The organism is Paenibacillus sp. FSL P4-0081, from assembly GCF_000758565.1.
Classification (GTDB): domain Bacteria; phylum Bacillota; class Bacilli; order Paenibacillales; family Paenibacillaceae; genus Paenibacillus_AQ; species Paenibacillus_AQ phytohabitans.
Window position 1 is genome coordinate 1,009,144 of record NZ_CP009280.1, and the last position, 18,497, is coordinate 1,027,640.

The 18,497-nt window shown below is 51.9% G+C and carries 11 protein-coding genes and 1 pseudogene; 9 read left to right on the forward strand and 3 right to left on the reverse strand.

Features of this window, described 5'->3' with window-relative positions; genetic code table 11:
- Positions 1-344: 344 nt before the first annotated feature.
- A complete protein-coding gene (locus P40081_RS04385) occupies positions 345-1,331 on the reverse strand; it encodes a DUF4003 family protein (protein WP_042133621.1) in 987 nt (328 codons plus the stop codon).
- Positions 1,332-1,501: 170 nt separating this feature from the next.
- Between P40081_RS04385 and P40081_RS04390 the strand changes: the two genes are divergently transcribed.
- Together P40081_RS04390 and P40081_RS04395 are read left to right on the forward strand one after the other, a co-directional pair.
- Entirely contained in the window at positions 1,502-3,889 is a 2,388-nt protein-coding gene (locus tag P40081_RS04390) for a GH36-type glycosyl hydrolase domain-containing protein (protein WP_042133623.1), read from the forward strand.
- 70 nt (positions 3,890-3,959) lie between these two features.
- Complete coding sequence (locus P40081_RS04395; RefSeq protein ID WP_231575283.1) at positions 3,960-4,415, forward strand: putative immunity protein; 456 nt, start codon at positions 3,960-3,962, stop codon at positions 4,413-4,415.
- Positions 4,416-4,472: 57 nt separating this feature from the next.
- Here P40081_RS04395 and P40081_RS39715 read toward each other — a convergent pair whose 3' ends face one another.
- Positions 4,473-4,604, reverse strand: a complete 132-nt coding sequence (locus tag P40081_RS39715) for a hypothetical protein (RefSeq protein ID WP_269323229.1) — start codon at positions 4,602-4,604, stop codon at positions 4,473-4,475.
- A gap of 281 nt (positions 4,605-4,885) precedes the next feature.
- Between P40081_RS39715 and P40081_RS04400 the strand changes: the two genes are divergently transcribed.
- From P40081_RS04400 to P40081_RS04425, 6 genes and pseudogenes are all read left to right on the forward strand, one after another.
- Positions 4,886-5,908, forward strand: coding sequence for a LacI family DNA-binding transcriptional regulator (locus tag P40081_RS04400; protein WP_042133626.1), 1,023 nt, complete (start codon positions 4,886-4,888; stop codon positions 5,906-5,908).
- 429 nt (positions 5,909-6,337) lie between these two features.
- Entirely contained in the window at positions 6,338-7,591 is a 1,254-nt protein-coding gene (locus tag P40081_RS04405; RefSeq protein ID WP_039292428.1) for a PTS ascorbate transporter subunit IIC, read from the forward strand.
- Between the two features lie 57 nt (positions 7,592-7,648).
- Positions 7,649-7,990 carry a cupin domain-containing protein gene (locus P40081_RS04410; protein WP_042133628.1) on the forward strand — a complete coding sequence of 114 codons (342 nt, stop codon included), beginning with the start codon at positions 7,649-7,651 and terminating at the stop codon, positions 7,988-7,990.
- Between the two features lie 334 nt (positions 7,991-8,324).
- Positions 8,325-13,355: an AAA domain-containing protein gene (locus tag P40081_RS04415; protein WP_042133630.1), complete on the forward strand. Its 5,031-nt coding sequence runs from the start codon at positions 8,325-8,327 to the stop codon at positions 13,353-13,355.
- A gap of 84 nt (positions 13,356-13,439) precedes the next feature.
- A pseudogene (locus P40081_RS04420) lies at positions 13,440-14,279 on the forward strand (aldo/keto reductase).
- A 142-nt stretch (positions 14,280-14,421) separates the two neighbouring features.
- The gene (locus tag P40081_RS04425) at positions 14,422-15,318 is read left to right on the forward strand and encodes an SDR family oxidoreductase (protein WP_042133632.1); all 897 of its coding nucleotides are present in this window, start codon (positions 14,422-14,424) and stop codon (positions 15,316-15,318) included.
- Between the two features lie 847 nt (positions 15,319-16,165).
- On the opposite strand, the gene P40081_RS04430 is transcribed toward P40081_RS04425, so the two are convergent.
- Positions 16,166-17,359: an IS256 family transposase gene (locus P40081_RS04430; protein ID WP_042133634.1), complete on the reverse strand. Its 1,194-nt coding sequence runs from the start codon at positions 17,357-17,359 to the stop codon at positions 16,166-16,168.
- Between the two features lie 426 nt (positions 17,360-17,785).
- Here P40081_RS04430 and P40081_RS04435 point away from each other — a divergent pair, with 426 nt between their 5' ends.
- Complete coding sequence (locus tag P40081_RS04435) at positions 17,786-18,487, forward strand: ABC transporter ATP-binding protein (RefSeq protein WP_042133636.1); 702 nt, start codon at positions 17,786-17,788, stop codon at positions 18,485-18,487.
- Positions 18,488-18,497 lie beyond the last annotated feature (10 nt).

Here is an 18,497-nt window from a genome sequence, read left to right on the forward strand (position 1 = left end):
AGAGCCTGTCTCCAATAAACTGGGGACGGGCTCTTTTTCTGGAACCACTTTTATAGAAATGTCGCCGGAATACATCCCGGCAGAATTGAGACTTTTAGGTAAACACTGTATCGGCCTAATGTTGTACGTAATGCAACTGACTTTGGCTCATAGTTACCCGTGTGTTTGAGAGTATTGTTGTACATAATACAAGAATTTTCCCGTCATACTGCCTGAAACTGAAGAAATGTTTCATTTTGTGCAACAATTCTGGTTTACGGCCGATTTTTCGAAGAAAATGTTGTATTTGATGCAAGAATTCCATCACATAACCGGTCTCTGCCACACACGGCAGGCCTATAAATCTAATTCGAAGCAGACGAGGCTGCCGCAGCAGATGCGGCTGCAACCGCAATTGCCGTCTGCTGGGCAATGATGATGTTGGTAAGGCTGGTAGATAACGCGGAAGTGATAATGCCGCTTTTCACGTCGTCTACATACGTATAGGACACCAGTGCAGCAGACAGCAGGAGCAGCTCCTGCTTGTTAATCGACCAATTTCCGAAGCCCTTCCGGGTGCGCAGTAACTCATACGTCTCCGAGACATCGCTTACCAGCTCTTTCTGTTCATAAGGGAGCAGCGACAGGATGCCAAGCGAAGGAAGGGTATATTCCTTGTCCATCCGGATGTCCTGTGCACGGAAGGCCTCACGCAGGCTGAGCACCCGTTCTACAGATCCGCCATCTTCCTCCCCAAGCAGCATTACCTGTGTCAGAGCCTGAACGCTGTTGCCGGAGAAAAACTCAGGCTTCAGAGCTACATAGAGCTGTTCCAGGCGCTCTACTCCGTGCTCGATTCCGATATTGGAAATTCCGAGCATGGCAGCGAAGATATAGTCATCCTGTCCAGTCAGGAAAGGGTGCTTCGCTCTCATACCATCGAAGAATGCCTTCGTGCGTTCGATCACCTGGATATATTGCTCGGATGTAGTGTGGGCAGCAATCTGATAGGCGGCAATAACGAGATAGTCAGAAGCCCTGAATTTGACATCCTTCATCAGCTCATACACGGCTAACGTTTCGGCAAGCTGCTGCTCCGGTTTAGCAGAAAGAGAGAGCAGGGTGGCAATACTGATGGCGGAAGTCCCGCGGAAGGAAGAGAACATCCGGGTGTTCTCCTTGATCAGCGCATGGTGCGCACGGATCGCTTCAGGATCGGCTGTTTTGTTCTCCACGGTGTAGAGCAATGCCGCCAGGCGGTTCACCTGAACATTTTGCCAGGAGAATTCTTTCTTGATTCTCTGTGCATTTTCAGCGAACAATTCAAGTCTTGCCAGGTATTGTTCCTTCATCGGGTACACCTCTCATTTATACTTGGACACTTGGGCTAATTCTACTATACAAACCCAAATGATGAAAATGAATCTAATCTCATAGACTTGCCGTGTAACCTATGAGAGCGTATTCTTGAACATAGAGAAGGTACATCAGCGCATTATAAACCTGGAAGAGAGGCATGAGAATGATAAGAGCATCTGAAGATAACGAGTATTATGAGTTGTCGAGCCCGACAATTCTGCCCAAGGCTTCAGGATTTCTATGGAATGAGCAGATGATGATTCATATGAATTGCCGCGGGTATGCGGTAGCCCAGTTCATGCAGCCCGAGCCTGCCAAGTACTCCTATGCCCCGAATCTGGAAGCCAAGACCTTCATGCAGCCGGAGCAGCCCTATTATGCCCACCATCCCGGCCGGTTTGTCTATGTGAAGGATGAGGAGAGCGGTGAGCTATTCTCTGCCCCGTATGAACCCGTACGTATGCCCCCTGATCACTATACCTTTGCAGTAGGCAAACATAATATTGTGTGGAAAATAGAGAAGAGCGGTATCGCCATCGAGATGACGCTGAGCCTGCCCAAGGATGAGCCGATGGAGCTGTGGCGGGTGAAGGTAACCAATCTGTCTTCTGCTCCACGGAAAATAAGTATCTATCCCTACTTCACCATCGGCTACATGTCATGGATGAACCAGTCCGGCGAGTATAAGGAAGCTTTGCAGGGAATCGTCGCTACAGCCGTTACTCCTTACCAGAAATATCAGGAATACGACAGAATCAAACACCTGAAGGACAAGACCTTCCTGCTGGCTGATCACGCTCCGGCATCCTGGGAGGTGAACCAGGAAGCATTCGAAGGGGAAGGCGGGATCAGCTCGCCGTCAGCGCTGAGAAGCAGTCTGCTATCCCGGGGAGAATCCCGTTACGAATCGCCGGTTGCAGTTCTGCAATATCGGCTCGGCCTCGAGCCAAGTGAAGAGCGCGAATACCGGTTCATCTTCGGTCCGGCTCAGACAGAGCAGGAGATCGCTGATATCCGCCAGCGGATGTTCCAGAATGCTGATGCCGACGGCGAAGACGGATTCGAGCTTGCAGAACGTGAATATGCGGAATACATCCGCGAAGGCAGAGGCTGCATTGAGATCACGACTCCGGATGCGGATCTTGATAATCTGGTCAACCACTGGCTGCCCCGGCAGATGTACTATCACGGGCAGACGAACCGCCTGACGACAGACCCCCAGACCCGTAATTATCTGCAGGATAATATGGGCATGAGTTATATTAAGCCGCAGATAGCCAGGCAGGCTTTTCTGACTGCTCTAAGCCAGCAGGCGGTAAGCGGAGCCATGCCGGATGGCATTATTTTGCATGAGGCTGCTGAACTGAAATATATTAATCAGGTCCCGCACACGGACCATTGTGTCTGGCTGCCCATTTGCCTCAGTACCTATCTGGATGAGACGGATGATTACAGCATTCTGGAAGAGGTTGTCCCTTATGCGGGGAGTGAGGAAACCGGATCAGTCTTCGAGCATATTGACCGGGCGATGCACTGGCTGATTCATGAGCGGGATGAACGGGGTCTGAACTATATCAATCAGGGTGACTGGTGTGACCCGATGAATATGGTAGGCTACCGGGGCAAGGGAGTATCCGGATGGCTGACGATAGCTACGGCTTATGCCTGCATGATCTGGGCGGATATCTGTGATCACAGCGGCCGGCTGGAGGCTGGCAAGGCATTCCGCCTTGCGGCGGATGAGACGAATGCGGTCGTCAATCAGTATTTCTGGGATGGTGAGTGGTACGCACGGGGAATCACCGATGACAATGTCGTGTTCGGAATTAGTGAGGATAAGGAAGGGCGGATCTTCATTAATCCGCAAGGCTGGGCGCTGCTCAGCGGTGCGGCCGATGAAGAGAAGCGGGAGAAGCTGATGAAGTCGGTCACGGAGCAGCTGGAGACACCCTACGGAGTGGAAAAGCTGGCACCCTCCTATACCGCCATGCGGGAGGATGTAGGCCGGGTCACGCAGAAGCATCCGGGCACTGCCGAGAACGGGGCAGTCTATAATCATGCTGCAGCGTTCTATATCTATGGCCTGTATGCGGTAGGAGAGCAGGATCAGGCGTACCGCCTGCTGCGCAAAATGCTCCCGGGACCTGACATCGGGGATATCATCAGACGGGGCCAACTGCCTGTCTTCATCCCCAACTATTACCGCGGTGCTTACAAGCAATTCCCGAAGACTGCCGGACGCTCCAGCCATCTGTTTAATACTGGCACCGTTCCGTGGGTATACCGCTGCCTGATAGATGGCCTGTTTGGACTCCAGGGCATGCGCGAAGGACTGCAGGTGAAGCCGCAGCTCCCTTCCGATTGGCCGGAGGTTACGGTTAAGCGTAACTTCAGAGGTGCCGGGCTGCATATCAAGATGCAGCGTGAAGCGGGGGTTAAGGCGACAGAAGTCTATCTGGACGGCCAGTTAGCGGAGGGTGGTATTCTTAAGGATCTGGAACCAGGTATGGAGTATACTGTGCTGGTCAAGCTTCCGCCTGACAATGCCTGATAGAAATGAATACTAACCGAAGGGCCGGAATCTCAGGAAGATTCCGGCCTTCTTCCAAGGGAGGAATATAGTGAGAGCGAAACTGGCCGCGGGCGGACTGGATAAGTCCATCGCCGCGCTTGCAGGCACAAGTAATCATCAAGTGTTAGCGCTCTGGGCTGCCGACTGCGCCGAGCGCGTGCTGCCTTATCTGGAGGCAGCATGCCCGGAAGACAACCGGCCCCGGCAAGCGGTTGAAGCCGCGCGGGCCTGGGTGCGCGGTGAGCTTAAGATGGCCGCAGCCCGCCAGGCAGCGTTTGCCGCTCATTCAGCGGCACGTGACGCCGGTCCGGCAGAGGCTTGCGCTGCAGCCCGCGCAGCCGGACATGCTGCGGCAACTGCGCATGTCGCCGCCCATGCAGTGCATGCCGCAACCTATGCCGTCAAGGCTGTTCATGCCGCGGCGGCCCCTGACGGAGCGGAACTCGCCGTCACGCAGGAGCGTGAATGGCAGTACCGGCATCTGGCCCAGCTTAACGAGGACTGATTAGTTGAGGGGGAGGACTGGTAGAAGTCCTCCTGCGATCCTTTTGGCGGCAGTCAGTTACACTGACTTGAAATCCTGCACTAAATACAACAATTCCTTGATTAAATCGACCGTAATCAGAAATTGTTGTACAAAAGGCAACATTTCTCCTCTTGCAGGCGGCTTAGCGGTAGAATTCTTGTATTTCATACAACAATTCTCCCAAACACCCAAATATGATTGAATCAAAGTTGCAAAACGTACAACATTTATGATTTATTGCTTTGCCGGCTGCAAAAGATCCCGCGATTCGTTTAAAGAATGAACTCTGAACAAACTGTGTCGTTCCCGCCTGGGCAAATTTATGCCTGATTTCCTACCCGCCCAAGAAAGTATATAATACAGTAGAACTCACATGCGTCGTGAAAACACTTTGGCACACGGGCGAAGTGTCTTTTTGCATAAGGGAAAGTGTTGTAGGGGGCTGGATCATGGCAGTTACGATGAAGGAAGTTGCCGAACTTGCAGGGGTATCCAAAAGTACGGTTTCGCAATTTCTGAACAAGAGATTCAACTATATGAGTGTGGATACGAAGAAGAAGATTGAAGAGGCCATTGAAGAGCTTAACTATATTCCCAATGAGGTGGCCCGCAGTCTCAAGCATAAGAAGACGTTCATTGTAGGTGTGATTTCCTCAACCATTCTATCAAAATTCACTACGGAGGTTGTGCGTGCCATCGAGGATGAATGCCAGCTGAAGGGGGTGCAGGTGATCGTCTGCAACACTGATGATGACCCGCTCAAGGAGAAGAAATACGTTCAGTCGATGATTGCGCGGCAGGTGGACGGCCTGATTATTTTTCCGACGGAAGAGAATAAGAAGATGTATTCCTCGCTGGTTAAGAATGGTTATCCATTTGTATTTGTTGACCGTAAAATAGATGATATCAGCGTGGACACCGTACTGCTCAATAACGAAAAAGCCAGCGAGCTGGCAGTCGAAGCCTTCGTCCTTCATAACCATACCCAAATAGGAATCATCACCTTCCCGCTTGGCAAAAAGGCAATTACCACGCGGGTTGAGCGCTTGTCCGGTTACAGAAATACGCTGGAGAAGCATGGTCTTCCGGTGAATGAGAGCTATATCAAAAGCGGCAGGCTGGACGAAATGCCGGCGCTGATCGGGCAGCTGTTCCATATGGACAATCCGCCTACTGCTATCATCGCCACCAATGACATGATTCTGGAGCAGGTGCTGATCTACGCCAAGAATAACCGCTTAAGCATACCGGAGGATTTCTCCCTGATCGGGATCGATGATGTATCCTTTGCGTCCTTCTACAATCCGCCGATTACGACCATATCCCAGCCAAGCTTTGAAATGGGGAAGAGGAGCGCCCGGCTGCTGCTGGATCTAATTGACCAGAAGGAAGAGGAGCAGGCAGGGCGGCCCGAGCTGGTCCGTTTGAACCCTAAGATTAACCATAGGGAATCGGTCCGCACGCTGGATTGAATGATTAGTAGCATAGATTATTGCTTCGCGTAGCTTACTTTCTTTTGGACCGGAGACAGAACCGGAGAAGGAGAGTAAGTCTTTTTTTGCTTTGGAAACGGTTTTATTTTTTCTGTTGCAAAAAGCAGATATCACGTTATAATGATCGTATGATTCGAGTAATGAATACCCTTGCATTCCTGATTGTTCCTGTTTTTAACAATGATAGCGTGTTCTTTTGAAGAGGGGGAACCGGATGGCGGTTAATGAGTGAAGTGTTTGATTCTGGTTGTGATTTTGTTCACAAACAAACGGAGTAGTTTTATTGCACAATGTTAAGGCATGTTGTTTCATGGTTTACGGGAAGACCAAATTTTTTTGGAATTCTACTAAATCGATTTAGTAACGAGTTTAAAACTATAACTTTGAGAAAGAAGTTGGAGACCCGCCATGCATATGTTTATGAGTATTATCAAAGAGCCATCAATTATTATTGCCATTGTGACGCTTCTCGGCCTCATCTTCCAGCGTAAGAAGATTCCTGAAATTATTACGGGCACAACCCTTTCCTTCATGGGCTTCACCATGATCAAAGTAGGCGGCGGTATCCTGGGCGGCGTGCTCACCAACTTCAGCAAAATGTTCTCATATGCCTTCCACCTCAAGGGTGTTGTGCCGAGTAACGAAGCGATCATGGCGCTGACCATTGATCAGATTGGTGCAGACGCTGCGCTGATCCTGCTGTTCTCCATGATTCTGAACATTGTGCTTGCACGGGTAACGAAGTTCAAATACATCTATCTGTCTCTGCACCTTGTTCTGTTCATGAGCTTCGCCGCTACTGCGGTTATGAAAGGTCTGGGGCTAAGCTCAGTAGTGACTGTTATTGTCGGTTCCCTGGCCATAGGCAGTTACATGGCGGTATTTCCTTATCTGCTGCGCAATGCCAGCCGGAACATCATCAAGTCGGATGAATATACCATCGCTCATGCTTCCATGACCTCCTACATCATCGGTACGTACCTGGGCAAAGTGTTCGGCAACCGTGAGAATGATACGGAGAACATTAAGATTAACGACCGGATCAGCTTTTTGCGCGATCCCAATGTGGCTACTACCTTAACGATGCTGGTGCTGCTGCTGGTGTCAGGACTCGTCGCCGGTGCTGATTTTGTTAACGAATTATCGGATGGCAAGGAATATATCGTCTTCATTCTGGAGCAGGCTGCAATTTTCGCCGCCGGGTTGTATATCGCCAAAGCCGGTGTTAAGCTGTTTACTACAGAAATCGTCCCTGCCTTCAAAGGCTTCTCCCAAGTGTTCGCTCCGGGCGCAATCCCAGGTGTGGATGTCCTGGTCCTGTTCGACAAATCGCCGAATTCCGCTTTGGTCGGATTCCTGGTCAGCTTCTTTACGGGTGTGGCCTGCGTGTTCCTGTTCCCGCTCGTTGGATTGCCGGTAATTGTTCCTGGAATTATGGCCTGCTTCCTGGCCGGCGGTGCTGCTGCGATCTTTGGGAATTCCAGCGGAGGCTTCAGAGGGGCTGTCATTTCCAGCTGTCTGAACGGTTTCCTGCTGTGTCTGCTGCCTGCTCTTACGTTGCCGCTGTTCTCCTACCTGGGAGCTGAAGGGGTAACATTCGCTGATCCGGACTTCACTTCTTTGTCGGTTATCCTATGGGGGATTTTCCGCTGGTTCCATTAATTTTTTTGCACACTAACTAAATCGATTTAGTGACTATTGAATAGGAGGTATTATTTTATGTTTTATCACGATCAAGAGATTCAGGCTGTAACTGTAGACAGCAATACTACCCGTAAGGTGCTCGCTCACAGCGACCAGATTATGTATACGAAGGTGATGTTCGCCCAAGCCCAGGAAGGAGAAATCCCGCTGCACAAGCATGTGCATGAACAGGTTACCTATGTGCTGCAGGGCAGCTTTCAGTTCATGATCGATGACGGTGAAACGCAGGATGTACAGACCGTCAAGGCTGGCGACAGTATCCACTTCCCGTCCAATGTGCTTCACGGCTGTATCCCGCTGGAGGATGACGGCGTTCTGTTAGATGCTTTTACACCGGCACGGGCGGATTTTCTCTAGAAGAGTAATTGAAAAGCAGATAAAGCTGATGAGGGGCGCGGGGAATCCGCGTCTCTTTTTTTGGAAATAATTATAATATGGGGTCTACACAAAATACCTGATTAAACATCGTAGTTAAAGCCACACCTTGCGGGGGTATTTGAAAATATAAGAATTTATATGTTTCACATGATAAATTATCCTTCTATTTCTCGCTGAAACGGTACCGTCCTTTAAAGACGGTACCGTTTCTACTTGGTATGAAAATACTGGTATTGTAACCTGGCCGATTATATTATAATTAGTTCAAAAAACAGGATCTTTGTCGCAAAAAGACAGAGAAGAAGGGCTTTGTATGGGAATTAGTGAAGATCTGCGAATCGCAGCGAAACAGAAGCTTATTCAGGTATTCACCTATCTGCAGGCTCTGCACCAGCTGAAGCAGCCGATAATCAAGCATATATCCGGGCAGTTATGGTCGCAGTCCCTTGCGGATCTGCCGGTTCATTCTAATGTGACCTGTGATTTCACAGAGGGGATAAGTCCCTCTGAACGTATAGACGAGGAGATGCCTGAGGTTCTGCTGCGCGTGAAGCGGCCTGACCGGACCGCCTGTCCGAAGCCGCCGGAGCTGCTGCAGCGCTGGCTGAAGCCGGATTGGGAGAAAATTCATACCCGCCCGGAACGGCTGGAGAGCATGGACAGCTACCGGGAAGCTGCGGATTCCGGGGAATATGAGGCTTATGTTGAACGTTTCGATCAGGACGAAGAGAGAGTGCGGCTCTGGGAGAATTGGACTCAGGAGCGTGAGGCCTGGCAGGAGCGGGAGTGGCCTGTCCGCAGAACGATTAAGTTGTTCGAGGATTTGTACATGCTCTATTCGTGGATTGAGCGGGAGCGGGACGCTGTGGAGCTGATGATCGGCGATGGGATTCTGCACTGGGAGCTTACACCGGAGACGATTCACCATCCGGTGCTGCTACAGAGGATCGAGCTTGTATTCGATCCTGAGGGACCCGAATTTACAGTTATAGCCTCCGAAGCCGCCCCCGAATTTCATGGCTCCTTGTTCAGAGATGTGCCTGAAGTCAGTCCGGGGTCGATTAAGAAATGCACCGCGGATTTGCTCGAGGCTGCATGCTCCCCCTTGGATTTCACGGATACGGATGAATATTTGCGCAAAGTATCCGGATACTTGTCTGCCCAGACTGCGTTTATTCCTTATAATAGAACATCTGCACAACCGGCTCAGGACAAGACAGCAGTGTATATCCGGAGAGAACCGGTTATTTTCCTGCGCAAGCGGTCGGCCGGTTTCGATCATGCCTTCGAAGAGATCATACAGGATTTACAAGATAGAGAGGAACTCCCGCAGGCGATTGCCAGAATTACCGGCATTGATCCGGGGGAGGCTTCGGACGGAACGCAGGTTTTTTCGTATTCGAATTTGAATGTGAATGGTGAGAACGAAGAGATTCTGTTCACCAAAGAAGCGAACTCTGAGCAGCTGGATATTGCTCTTAAGCTGGGCAGATACGGTTCTGTTCTGGTGCAGGGCCCGCCGGGTACCGGGAAGACGCATACGATTGCCAATCTGCTGGGCCATTTCCTGGCGGAAGGCAAAAGCGTACTGGTCACCAGCCACACCTCAAGGGCACTCGCCGTGCTGCGTGACAAGGTGGCAAGGCCGCTTCAGGATCTGTGTGTCAGCATGCTGGATGATGCCAGCGGGCAGAAGCAGCTGGAGAATTCCATCGATAAGATTACTTCCACCTTAAGCTCCATATCCATTGAACAGACGGAAGCGGAAGTAGAGCAGCTGACTGCCGGACGCAAATCCATTCTGGAGCAGATCAGAGGCATTGAAGACAGATTGCGGCTCTCCAGAGAGAACGATTACCGGTCTATTGTTATTTTTGGCACTTCCTTCGATCCATCCGCAGCTGCCAAAATGATCTCCGCAGGCCGGCATACGATGGAGCTGGTGCCGGGAAGGATAGCGGCCGGACAGGCTTGTCCGCTTACCCCTGACGAGCTGGAACAGTTATATAGAAGCTCTGGGGAAATCAGTGCGCTGGATGAAGCGGAATTCCGGTACTTACGCAATCGTATAGAACTGCCTGTCACTCCTGAAATTTTCCATGAGCTTGTGCTGGAATATCAGACACTGTCCACTACAGATACCGTCAGACATCTTCCTTACTTCAAGCCCGGTATGGCTGTACATCCCGGGAAGCTGAACGCCGCTCTCCAGCAGCTGCGTGAGGCGTTTGGTGCCGTTACTGAGGAAGAGTGGAAGCTGAATCTGATCTCGGCAAAAGATAATGATAAGCACGATTGGACCGATCTGCTGGAAGAAGTGGAGAAGTGGCTTGAGCTATACCGCGCCGCCAGAACTGCGCGGTACAGATATGGTTTTGAACATTTGGCCGATACGGATCTGCAGCCGCTGCTGCCTGTACTGGAGGAGATGAAGCGGTATCTGGAAGACGGGGGGAAGCTGAGCACGTTCCAGCTGTTGCTTAAGAGACCGTGGAAGAAGGCCTGCGAGCTTATAGCGCCTCCCGGCAAAGGAATTGAAGAGGTCAACGCTGCCTACCTGGAGGCTCTGCTTACTGTCGGTACGTATCAGGCGCAGCGGGCCAAGTCCGTCATCCGCTGGAAGCGTCAGGTTACGGACGGGGGCGGATATGATCTGGCCCGGTTCGGACCGCAGCCCGAAGAGTATATGGATAACATTATTCAGGAGATCCGCAGCCTGCTGGACTGGCGGCAGACAAGCTTTGATCCGCCGCTTCAATCCCTCGAGAGCGAGGGGCTGCTGTGGAATGTTCTGCTGAACGCCAAGCCTATGACGGTAGGCAAACATATGGATTGGATTCATATGCGGGAGCTGGTAGAGCAAGAGCTTCCTTCTATTATAGGTGCCAATATTAATGCAGAGAAATGGAGAACAGTTAAAGAGCAGATCGCGGAAGCAGGCAGGGCTGCAGAGTCGCTGGCAGATTCGCGTTCCGCTATAGCCTGCCGGCTGCAGGAGAGTGTAGAGCGGCTGGACCCGCAGTCCTATGAGCAAGCGTATCAGGCAGTTCAGCAATTATGGGATAAAAGTGCGCGGATCAGCCAAAGGGAAGAATGGCTGGAGCGGTTGCAGCAGAGTGCTCCGGATTGGGCGGAGGCGCTCAGGCACAGAAGCGGAATCCACGGAGAGCACCGGGCCCCCAATGGACTTGAAGCGGGTTGGCTGCTTAAACAATTGGATATGGAGCTTGATCAGCGGGCGGGTATCTCCGCACAACAACTTCAAGAAGAACTGGTGGAGATTCGTAAAAAGTTCAAAGCGGCCACACTTCAATTAGTGGAGAAGAAGGCCTGGCTGGCGCTTGCCCGGAAAACTACGCTGAAGCAGCAGAACGCTCTTCACGGCTGGAAGCTGCTGATGAAAAAAGCCGGCAAGCGTACGGGAAAAGCGGCTCCCCATCTGCTTGCCGAAGCCCGGAAGCTGATGCCGGTCTGCCAGACGGCTGTTCCTGTCTGGATTATGCCTACGTACAGAGTGGTCGACAGCTTCACTCCGTCCGAGAACCGGTTTGATGTGGTTATCGTGGACGAAGCCAGCCAGGCAGATATTATGGCGTTGACAGCACTGTATCTGGGCACACAAATTGTCGTGGTAGGTGATGATGAGCAGGTGAGCCCGGAGGCCATCGGCCAGCGGCTGGATGAGACCAGAAGACTGATGGATGCCCATCTGGAGGGGATTCCCAATGCCGCACTTTATGACGGCAGCACCTCAATTTATGACTTAGCCAAAACCTCATTCGCGGGCATGACGCAGCTTAGGGAGCATTTCCGCTGTGTGGAGCCGATTATCCAGTTCAGCAACCTGCTCTCCTATAATGGTTCCATTCTTCCGCTCCGCGATGCCGGCGGAGTAACCACGAAACCGTATACCGTGGAATACCGGGCCCAGGGCGGGAGCCGGGACGGTAAACGCAATGAGGCAGAAGCAGAGGCCATTGCTTCGCTAATTCTGTCTGCTATCCAGCTGGAAGAATACAAGGATGCTACATTTGGCGTGATTACGCTGCTTGGCGAAGAGCAGGCCATTCTGATTGACCAGTATTTGCAGAAGTATATTCCGGCAACGGAATACAAGCGGCGGAAGATTCGCTGCGGCAACTCCGCCCAGTTTCAGGGGGATGAGCGCGATATTGTGTTCCTGTCCATGGTGGACGCTTCAGAGGAAGCTGTGCCTCTGCGCCTCATCTCTGATCCGGGGAACCGCACCAAGAAAAGGTATAACGTAGCTGTAAGCCGCGCCCGCGACCAGCTATGGCTGGTGCACTCACTTGATTCCGTAGCCCAGCTCAAAGAAGGGGATTTGCGGAAACGGTTAATTGAATATGTCAGAAATCCGTATGCAGCGGATGAAACGTATAAACAGCAGGAGCCCGTGCTGGAGTCCGAATTCGAGCGGCAGGTTATGCGGCGGGTGCTGGATGAAGGCTATAGAGTACTGCCTCAATGGAAAGTAGGGGCGTACCGGATTGATATGGTTGTTGAAGGCGGCGGGAGACGTCTGGCGGTGGAATGCGACGGAGACAAATGGCATCCGGCAGAGAAGTTTAAGGAAGATATGGACAGACAAGCCATACTGGAACGCCTTGGCTGGAGTTTTGTGCGGCTTCGGGGCGGTGAATATTTCCGGAATCCGGAGCAGGCGCTGCAGCCGCTGTTCCGCAGACTGGAGGAGCTCGATATTCCCCGTGAGCTTCACCGGCAGGAGGCGGATGCGGATGACGGGGATGCCGGACAACCTGCGCTGAAGACGGTTATCGTAAACAGGGCAGCGCAGATCCGGCGGGAATGGCAGGAGCTTGAACGCGAACCTGGTGTTGAAGATTCGAGCTCTCCGGGGTCAGCGGCGGAGCCGGCGGGGTTCATTGCTGCGGAGCAAGTGCACGAGGAGACGGCGGAATTCTTTTATCAGGAAATCAGCCGGCAGCCGAATTTGACGGACTATTGGACGGAAGAAATGCGAAGCAGGGAAGAAGACAGACAGGCGGTGCTGGAGCAGGAGCTTAGCTTGCTGGAAGCGGATGCGGGTCTGGAGCTTCCTTACTGGCAGGGCTTAACAGCGGACAGTGCTGAATTGGGAGAGGACGGGGACTCCGGCTCCGGATTTAACCTGGTGGAATATTTGCACAGCCGGGGTCTGCAGTTTGTAGATACCAGAGATCAGGACGGTGCAGTCTGGATCATTGAAGACCTGAACCTGATCCGCTATTTGCCGGAATTACGGCGGAAGGCTGTACCGTTTAATTATCTGAAGGAAGGGGTGTATGCTACCCGCTGGAGAGCCGCCTGGTATAGCAGATCATGAGAATAATGATATGGGGCTTTTTGATATTACCCTCATTCTCTGCGATAATGTAAGCAACTATCTTAATAGGGAGGCTGCATCATCATGGCAAATCACATTCCAGAAGTAGTGTTGAACGACGGATTGAAAGTGCCTGCGATTGGCTTTGGAACGGCGTGGATTAAAGGCACGGAGGGAGTACAGCATCTGAAGACTGCCCTTGATTTGGGCTACCGCCTGATTGATTCAGCATTTAACTATGAGAACGAAGGCGTTGTCGGGGAAGCAGTGCGGCAGAGCGGAGTGCCCAGAGACCAGCTGTTCATTACCTCCAAGCTGCCGGGACGTCACCACAAGTATGATGAGGCGATCGTGACCGTTCAGGAATCGCTGTACCGCGCGGGACTTGATTATTATGATCTGTATCTGATCCACTGGCCGAATCCGAAGGTGAACCTGTATGTAGAAGCATGGCAGGCACTTATCGATGCCCAGAAGCAGGGGCTGATCCGCTCGATAGGGGTAAGTAATTTCCTGCCGGAGCATCTGGATCGTCTGGTTTAGGAAACAGGCGTAGCACCGAGCATCAATCAGATTGAGCTGCATCCGTATTACAATCAGGCAGAGCAGCGTGCTTACCACGGGAAACACGGGATTATTACAGAATCCTGGAGTCCGTTGGGACGCGGCACGGAGCTGCTGAAGAATGAACAGCTCGGCGCAATTGCCGCAGCGCACAATAAATCCATCTCACAGATTGTTCTGCGCTGGCATGTGCAGCTGGGTGCAGTTCCGATTCCGCGATCCTCTTCGGAAGAGCATCAGCGGGAGAATATTAATATTTTCGACTTTACGCTGTCAGACGAAGAGATGAAGCGGATTGCGGAAATCCCGGCAACCGGACCGCTGTGGGATCAGGACCCTGCGGTGTACGAAGAGTTTTAAGAAGGGTTGAATGGGAAGTGTTAAGCCTCTTGCTTATTTAGCAGGGGGCTTTTTCATATTCCTGGTCATACATAATTCGTTTAGGAAAATGGGAAGCTGGTTACATAGAAAGAGTCAGAAGCCTACAGAGGAGGAATACACAATGAGCGATCAGTATACGATTCAGGACCCTGCGAAGCAGTATGAAAAAGCTACGCCTGAGTTTGAACAGCAGCAGCCGAGTCCCGGCCTGGAGAAGAAGATGCATCCGCGTCCCGATGACGGGGCGGGAACGTACCGCGGCAGCGGACGGCTTACCGGCCGCAAGGCTGTTGTAACCGGAGCGGACAGCGGAATCGGGCGGGCGGTAGCCATTGCTTTTGCCCGTGAAGGAGCTGATGTGGTTCTTGCCTATCTGCCGGAGGAAGAAGCTGACGCGAAGGAAGTTGTCCAACTGGTGGAGGAAGCCGGCCGCAAAGCCGTTGCTGTGCCAGGCGATCTGAAGGACGAGAAGTACTGTGAACAACTGATTGAGGAGGCCGTGGAAGAACTGGGCGGGATTGATATCCTGGCCAATATCGCGGGCAAGCAGCAGTTTGTACCGGATATCGCTGATTTGACCACCGAGCAATTCGATGCAACCTTCAAGACCAATGTATATGCGCTGTTCTGGCTCTGTAAAGCGGCGGTGAAGCATATGAAGCCGGGCAGTACGATCATTAACACTGCTTCCATTCAGGCTTATGAGCCTGCGCCGATTCTGCTGGATTATGCCACCACCAAAAGCGCAATTAACACCTTCAGCAAATCGCTGGCTCAGCAGGTAGCTGCCAAGGGAATCCGGGTTAATGTTGTAGCACCTGGACCTGTATGGACTCCGCTTCAGGTAAGCGGCGGACAGCCGCAGGAAGCGCTGAAGGATTTCGGAGCCAAAACACCACTCGGCCGTCCCGGCCAACCGGCTGAAATGGCCCCGGCCTATGTATTTCTGGCCAGCCAGGAATCCAGTTATGTCAGCGGCGAGACTTTGAATGCTAACGGCGGCATGCCGACACCTTAAATCAGCGTATATGCTCAAACCTCCGCAAGGAGGTTTTTTGTTATATTTGGAAATTATGAAATTCATCTGTAATGGATAAAGTCGGTCGGATTAGGAGCAGATTCGTCTGACGGACGAATGTGTTCTTATAGCAGGATTCCCAGTGAATCCGCCGGAAGTGGGCGATATGGAGAAATCGAAGGGATAAGTCCCTCTAAATCCGCCGAAAGTGAGCGGCATGGGGAAATTAAAGGGATAAATCCCTCTAAATCTGCCGAAAGTGGGCGGTACGGGAAAATCAAAGGGATAAATCCCTCTAATACCGCCGGAAGTGGGCGACATGGGGAAATTAAAGGGATAAATCCCTCTAAATCTGCCGAAAGTGGGCGATATGGGAAAATCAAAGGGATAAGTCCCTCTAATACCGCCGAAAGTGAGCGGCATGGGGAAATTAAAGGGATAAATCCCTCTAAATCTGCCGAAAGTGGGCGGTACGGGAAAATCAAAGGGATAAGTCCCTCTAAATCGGCCGAAAGTGGGCGGTACGGGAAAATCAAAGGGATAAATCCCTCTAAATCTGTTGAAAGTGTGCGATATGGGAAATCGAAAGGATAAGTCCCTCTAAATCCGCCGAAAGTGGGCGGGAGGCGGAAATGAAGAGCAAAAGTGCCCCTGATTTCATCGAATGCAGGCAAAAGGAGAAAATGAAGAGCATTAGTGCCCCTGAATCCGCCGAAAGTGGGCGGGAGGCGGTAGCGTCAAGAAGTTTGTGTAAGAGAGTAGAAGTACCTCCCCGGGTTACGGGTTGGGGGTGCAGGTGTTTCTGGGGGTCGGGGGAACCCCGACCCCCAGAAACTGGATTCATCCGCTATTCTTCTTCGGGTGTGGGCAAGGAAGGGTAGCGTGCTTCAAATAACTCGTTTAGCTTCTTTTTGACGGGTTCCATCCCAAAGCCAGGAACGACCCGCTGCCCATGACGTTCATTGTAGTCAAGCATTTCGAGATACACGATTTTCTCTGCTGCATCCATATTCGTCAAACTGTTCATCGGTTTAAGGCGTTTGCGGATTTCCTTGTTCATTCGCTCAATCGGATTCGACGTATAGATCGCTTTGCGAATGGGCTCCGGGTACCTGTAGAACGTCAGGAGTGTGCACAACTGCTCCTCCCAGGACTTCATTTCTTTCGAATACAGCTTGTTCCACTTGGCTTTGACCGTATCAAAGTTAGCCCGGGCCACGACCTCATCCGGTGCGGTATACACGGTCTTCAGGTCTTCAAGGACATCGGTTTTGTGCTCGATCCGGATTTTGGGGAACGTGGCCCGCACCTTGTGCACCACACAGTGCTGCACATCCGCCTGCGGGTACGTCTCTTTAAACGCCGCATCCAGCCCGGGAAGCCCGTCAAACACACCGAGCAACACTTCCTGCGCTCCACGGTCGTACAGGTCTTTCAGCACCTCCCGCCAGCCGTTCGAACTCTCTTGACCGCCGACGTAGAACCCTAGGATTTGACGTTGTCCCTCTTCGTCAATCCCCATCGCAAAATAAACGACCTCACCGCGGACCGTACCCCGTTTGAGCTTCACGTACAGCCCATCCAGGTAGATCACGCTGTAGCGCTTGCTCAGCGGCCGTTTCTGCCACTGGTGGATGTCGTCCAGGACGGTAGCCGTAATGTTGCTAACGGTCGTTGGAGAGTAAAGGCTTCCAAACATACTTTCAATAAACCGGGCCACATCCCGCGTCCCCATGCCGCTTTTATACATCTGGATGACCGCTTCCTCCAGCCACCCGTCCCGCCGCTGGTACGGCTCAAACATCTGAGTTTGAAACAATCCTTGGCGGTCGCGGGGGACCTCCAGGTCCTCTAGATTGCCGTATTTCGTGTGCAGGTTTCGGGTGTAGTATCCGTTACGGCTATTGCGTGTACCTGCTTCCTCGCTCGCCATGAACGCCTGCATTTCTGCACGCATGATGGACTCCAAGTGGTCTTTCACAAAATCGTTAACAAGTTTTTCAAATAGATTATTCAGTGAGCTTTCGGGTAAAATAGTCATTGGTAGGGTTCCTCCTTGGTGGTTTCGCAATCCTGAGGATACCCTACTTTTTTGTTGCCTGACTAGGCTCCAAATACTGGTACACAACTTATTTTACGCCATCCGGGAGGCGGAAATGAAGAGCAAAAGTGCCCCTGATTTCACCGAATACGGGCAACAGGAGAAAATGAGGAGCATTGTGGAGTAGCCTTTATATCTACATAAGCTGCACAGCCCGCATAACCGCATAGGCTCCAGCTTGATTTAGCCGTTAGGGTAATTTTGTTCTGATTCCGTTATTCCGGCAAGGAACGGGGCACGGGATTGCCGCATAATCCCGCTTTTGTATTTATAGGGGGCTCTTGTGCTAAACTTGAGAGCAGGGCTGCATTGCCGGCATGTATGCCCAAGCAAAGGCGGTTTGTGGAGAAGACAGGAGGAGATGGCATGGCGTTTGTTACTGTGAAAGGCGAATATAAGCGGTATAAGATGGGGGAGACCCTGATTGTAGCCAATGACGGAATTGATTTTGAAATTGAACAGGGCGAGTTCGCTGTGATTGTAGGTCCCAGCGGAGCGGGGAAATCGACGGTGCTTAACATACTGGGCGGGATGGATTCCGCCGACGAAGGCCAGGTCATTGTGGACGGTACCGACATCGCTCGTTTCAGCGCCAAAGAATTGACCGGCTACCGCCGTAATGACGTGGGTTTTGTGTTCCAGTTCTATAATCTTGTGCCCAATCTGACGACGCTGGAGAATGTTGAGCTGGCATCCCAGATCTCTCCGCGTGCGCTGGATGCCCGCAAGGTGCTGGAGGATGTAGGACTTGGAGAGCGGCTGAATAACTTTCCGGCCCAGCTGTCCGGCGGGGAGCAGCAGCGTGTCGCCATTGCCAGAGCGCTGGCCAAACAGCCGAAGCTGCTGCTCTGCGATGAGCCGACAGGTGCGCTCGATTACAATACCGGCAAACAGGTACTGAAGCTGCTGCAGGATACCTGCCGCAATACCGGAACCACGGTTATTGTCATTACGCATAACTTGGCTATTGCACCGATGGCGGACCGGGTTATTGAAATCAATAACGCGAAGGTACGGAAAATGGTGAGGAACGCAACACCGGTATCCGTGGAAGATATTGAATGGTAAGGAGCCGGAG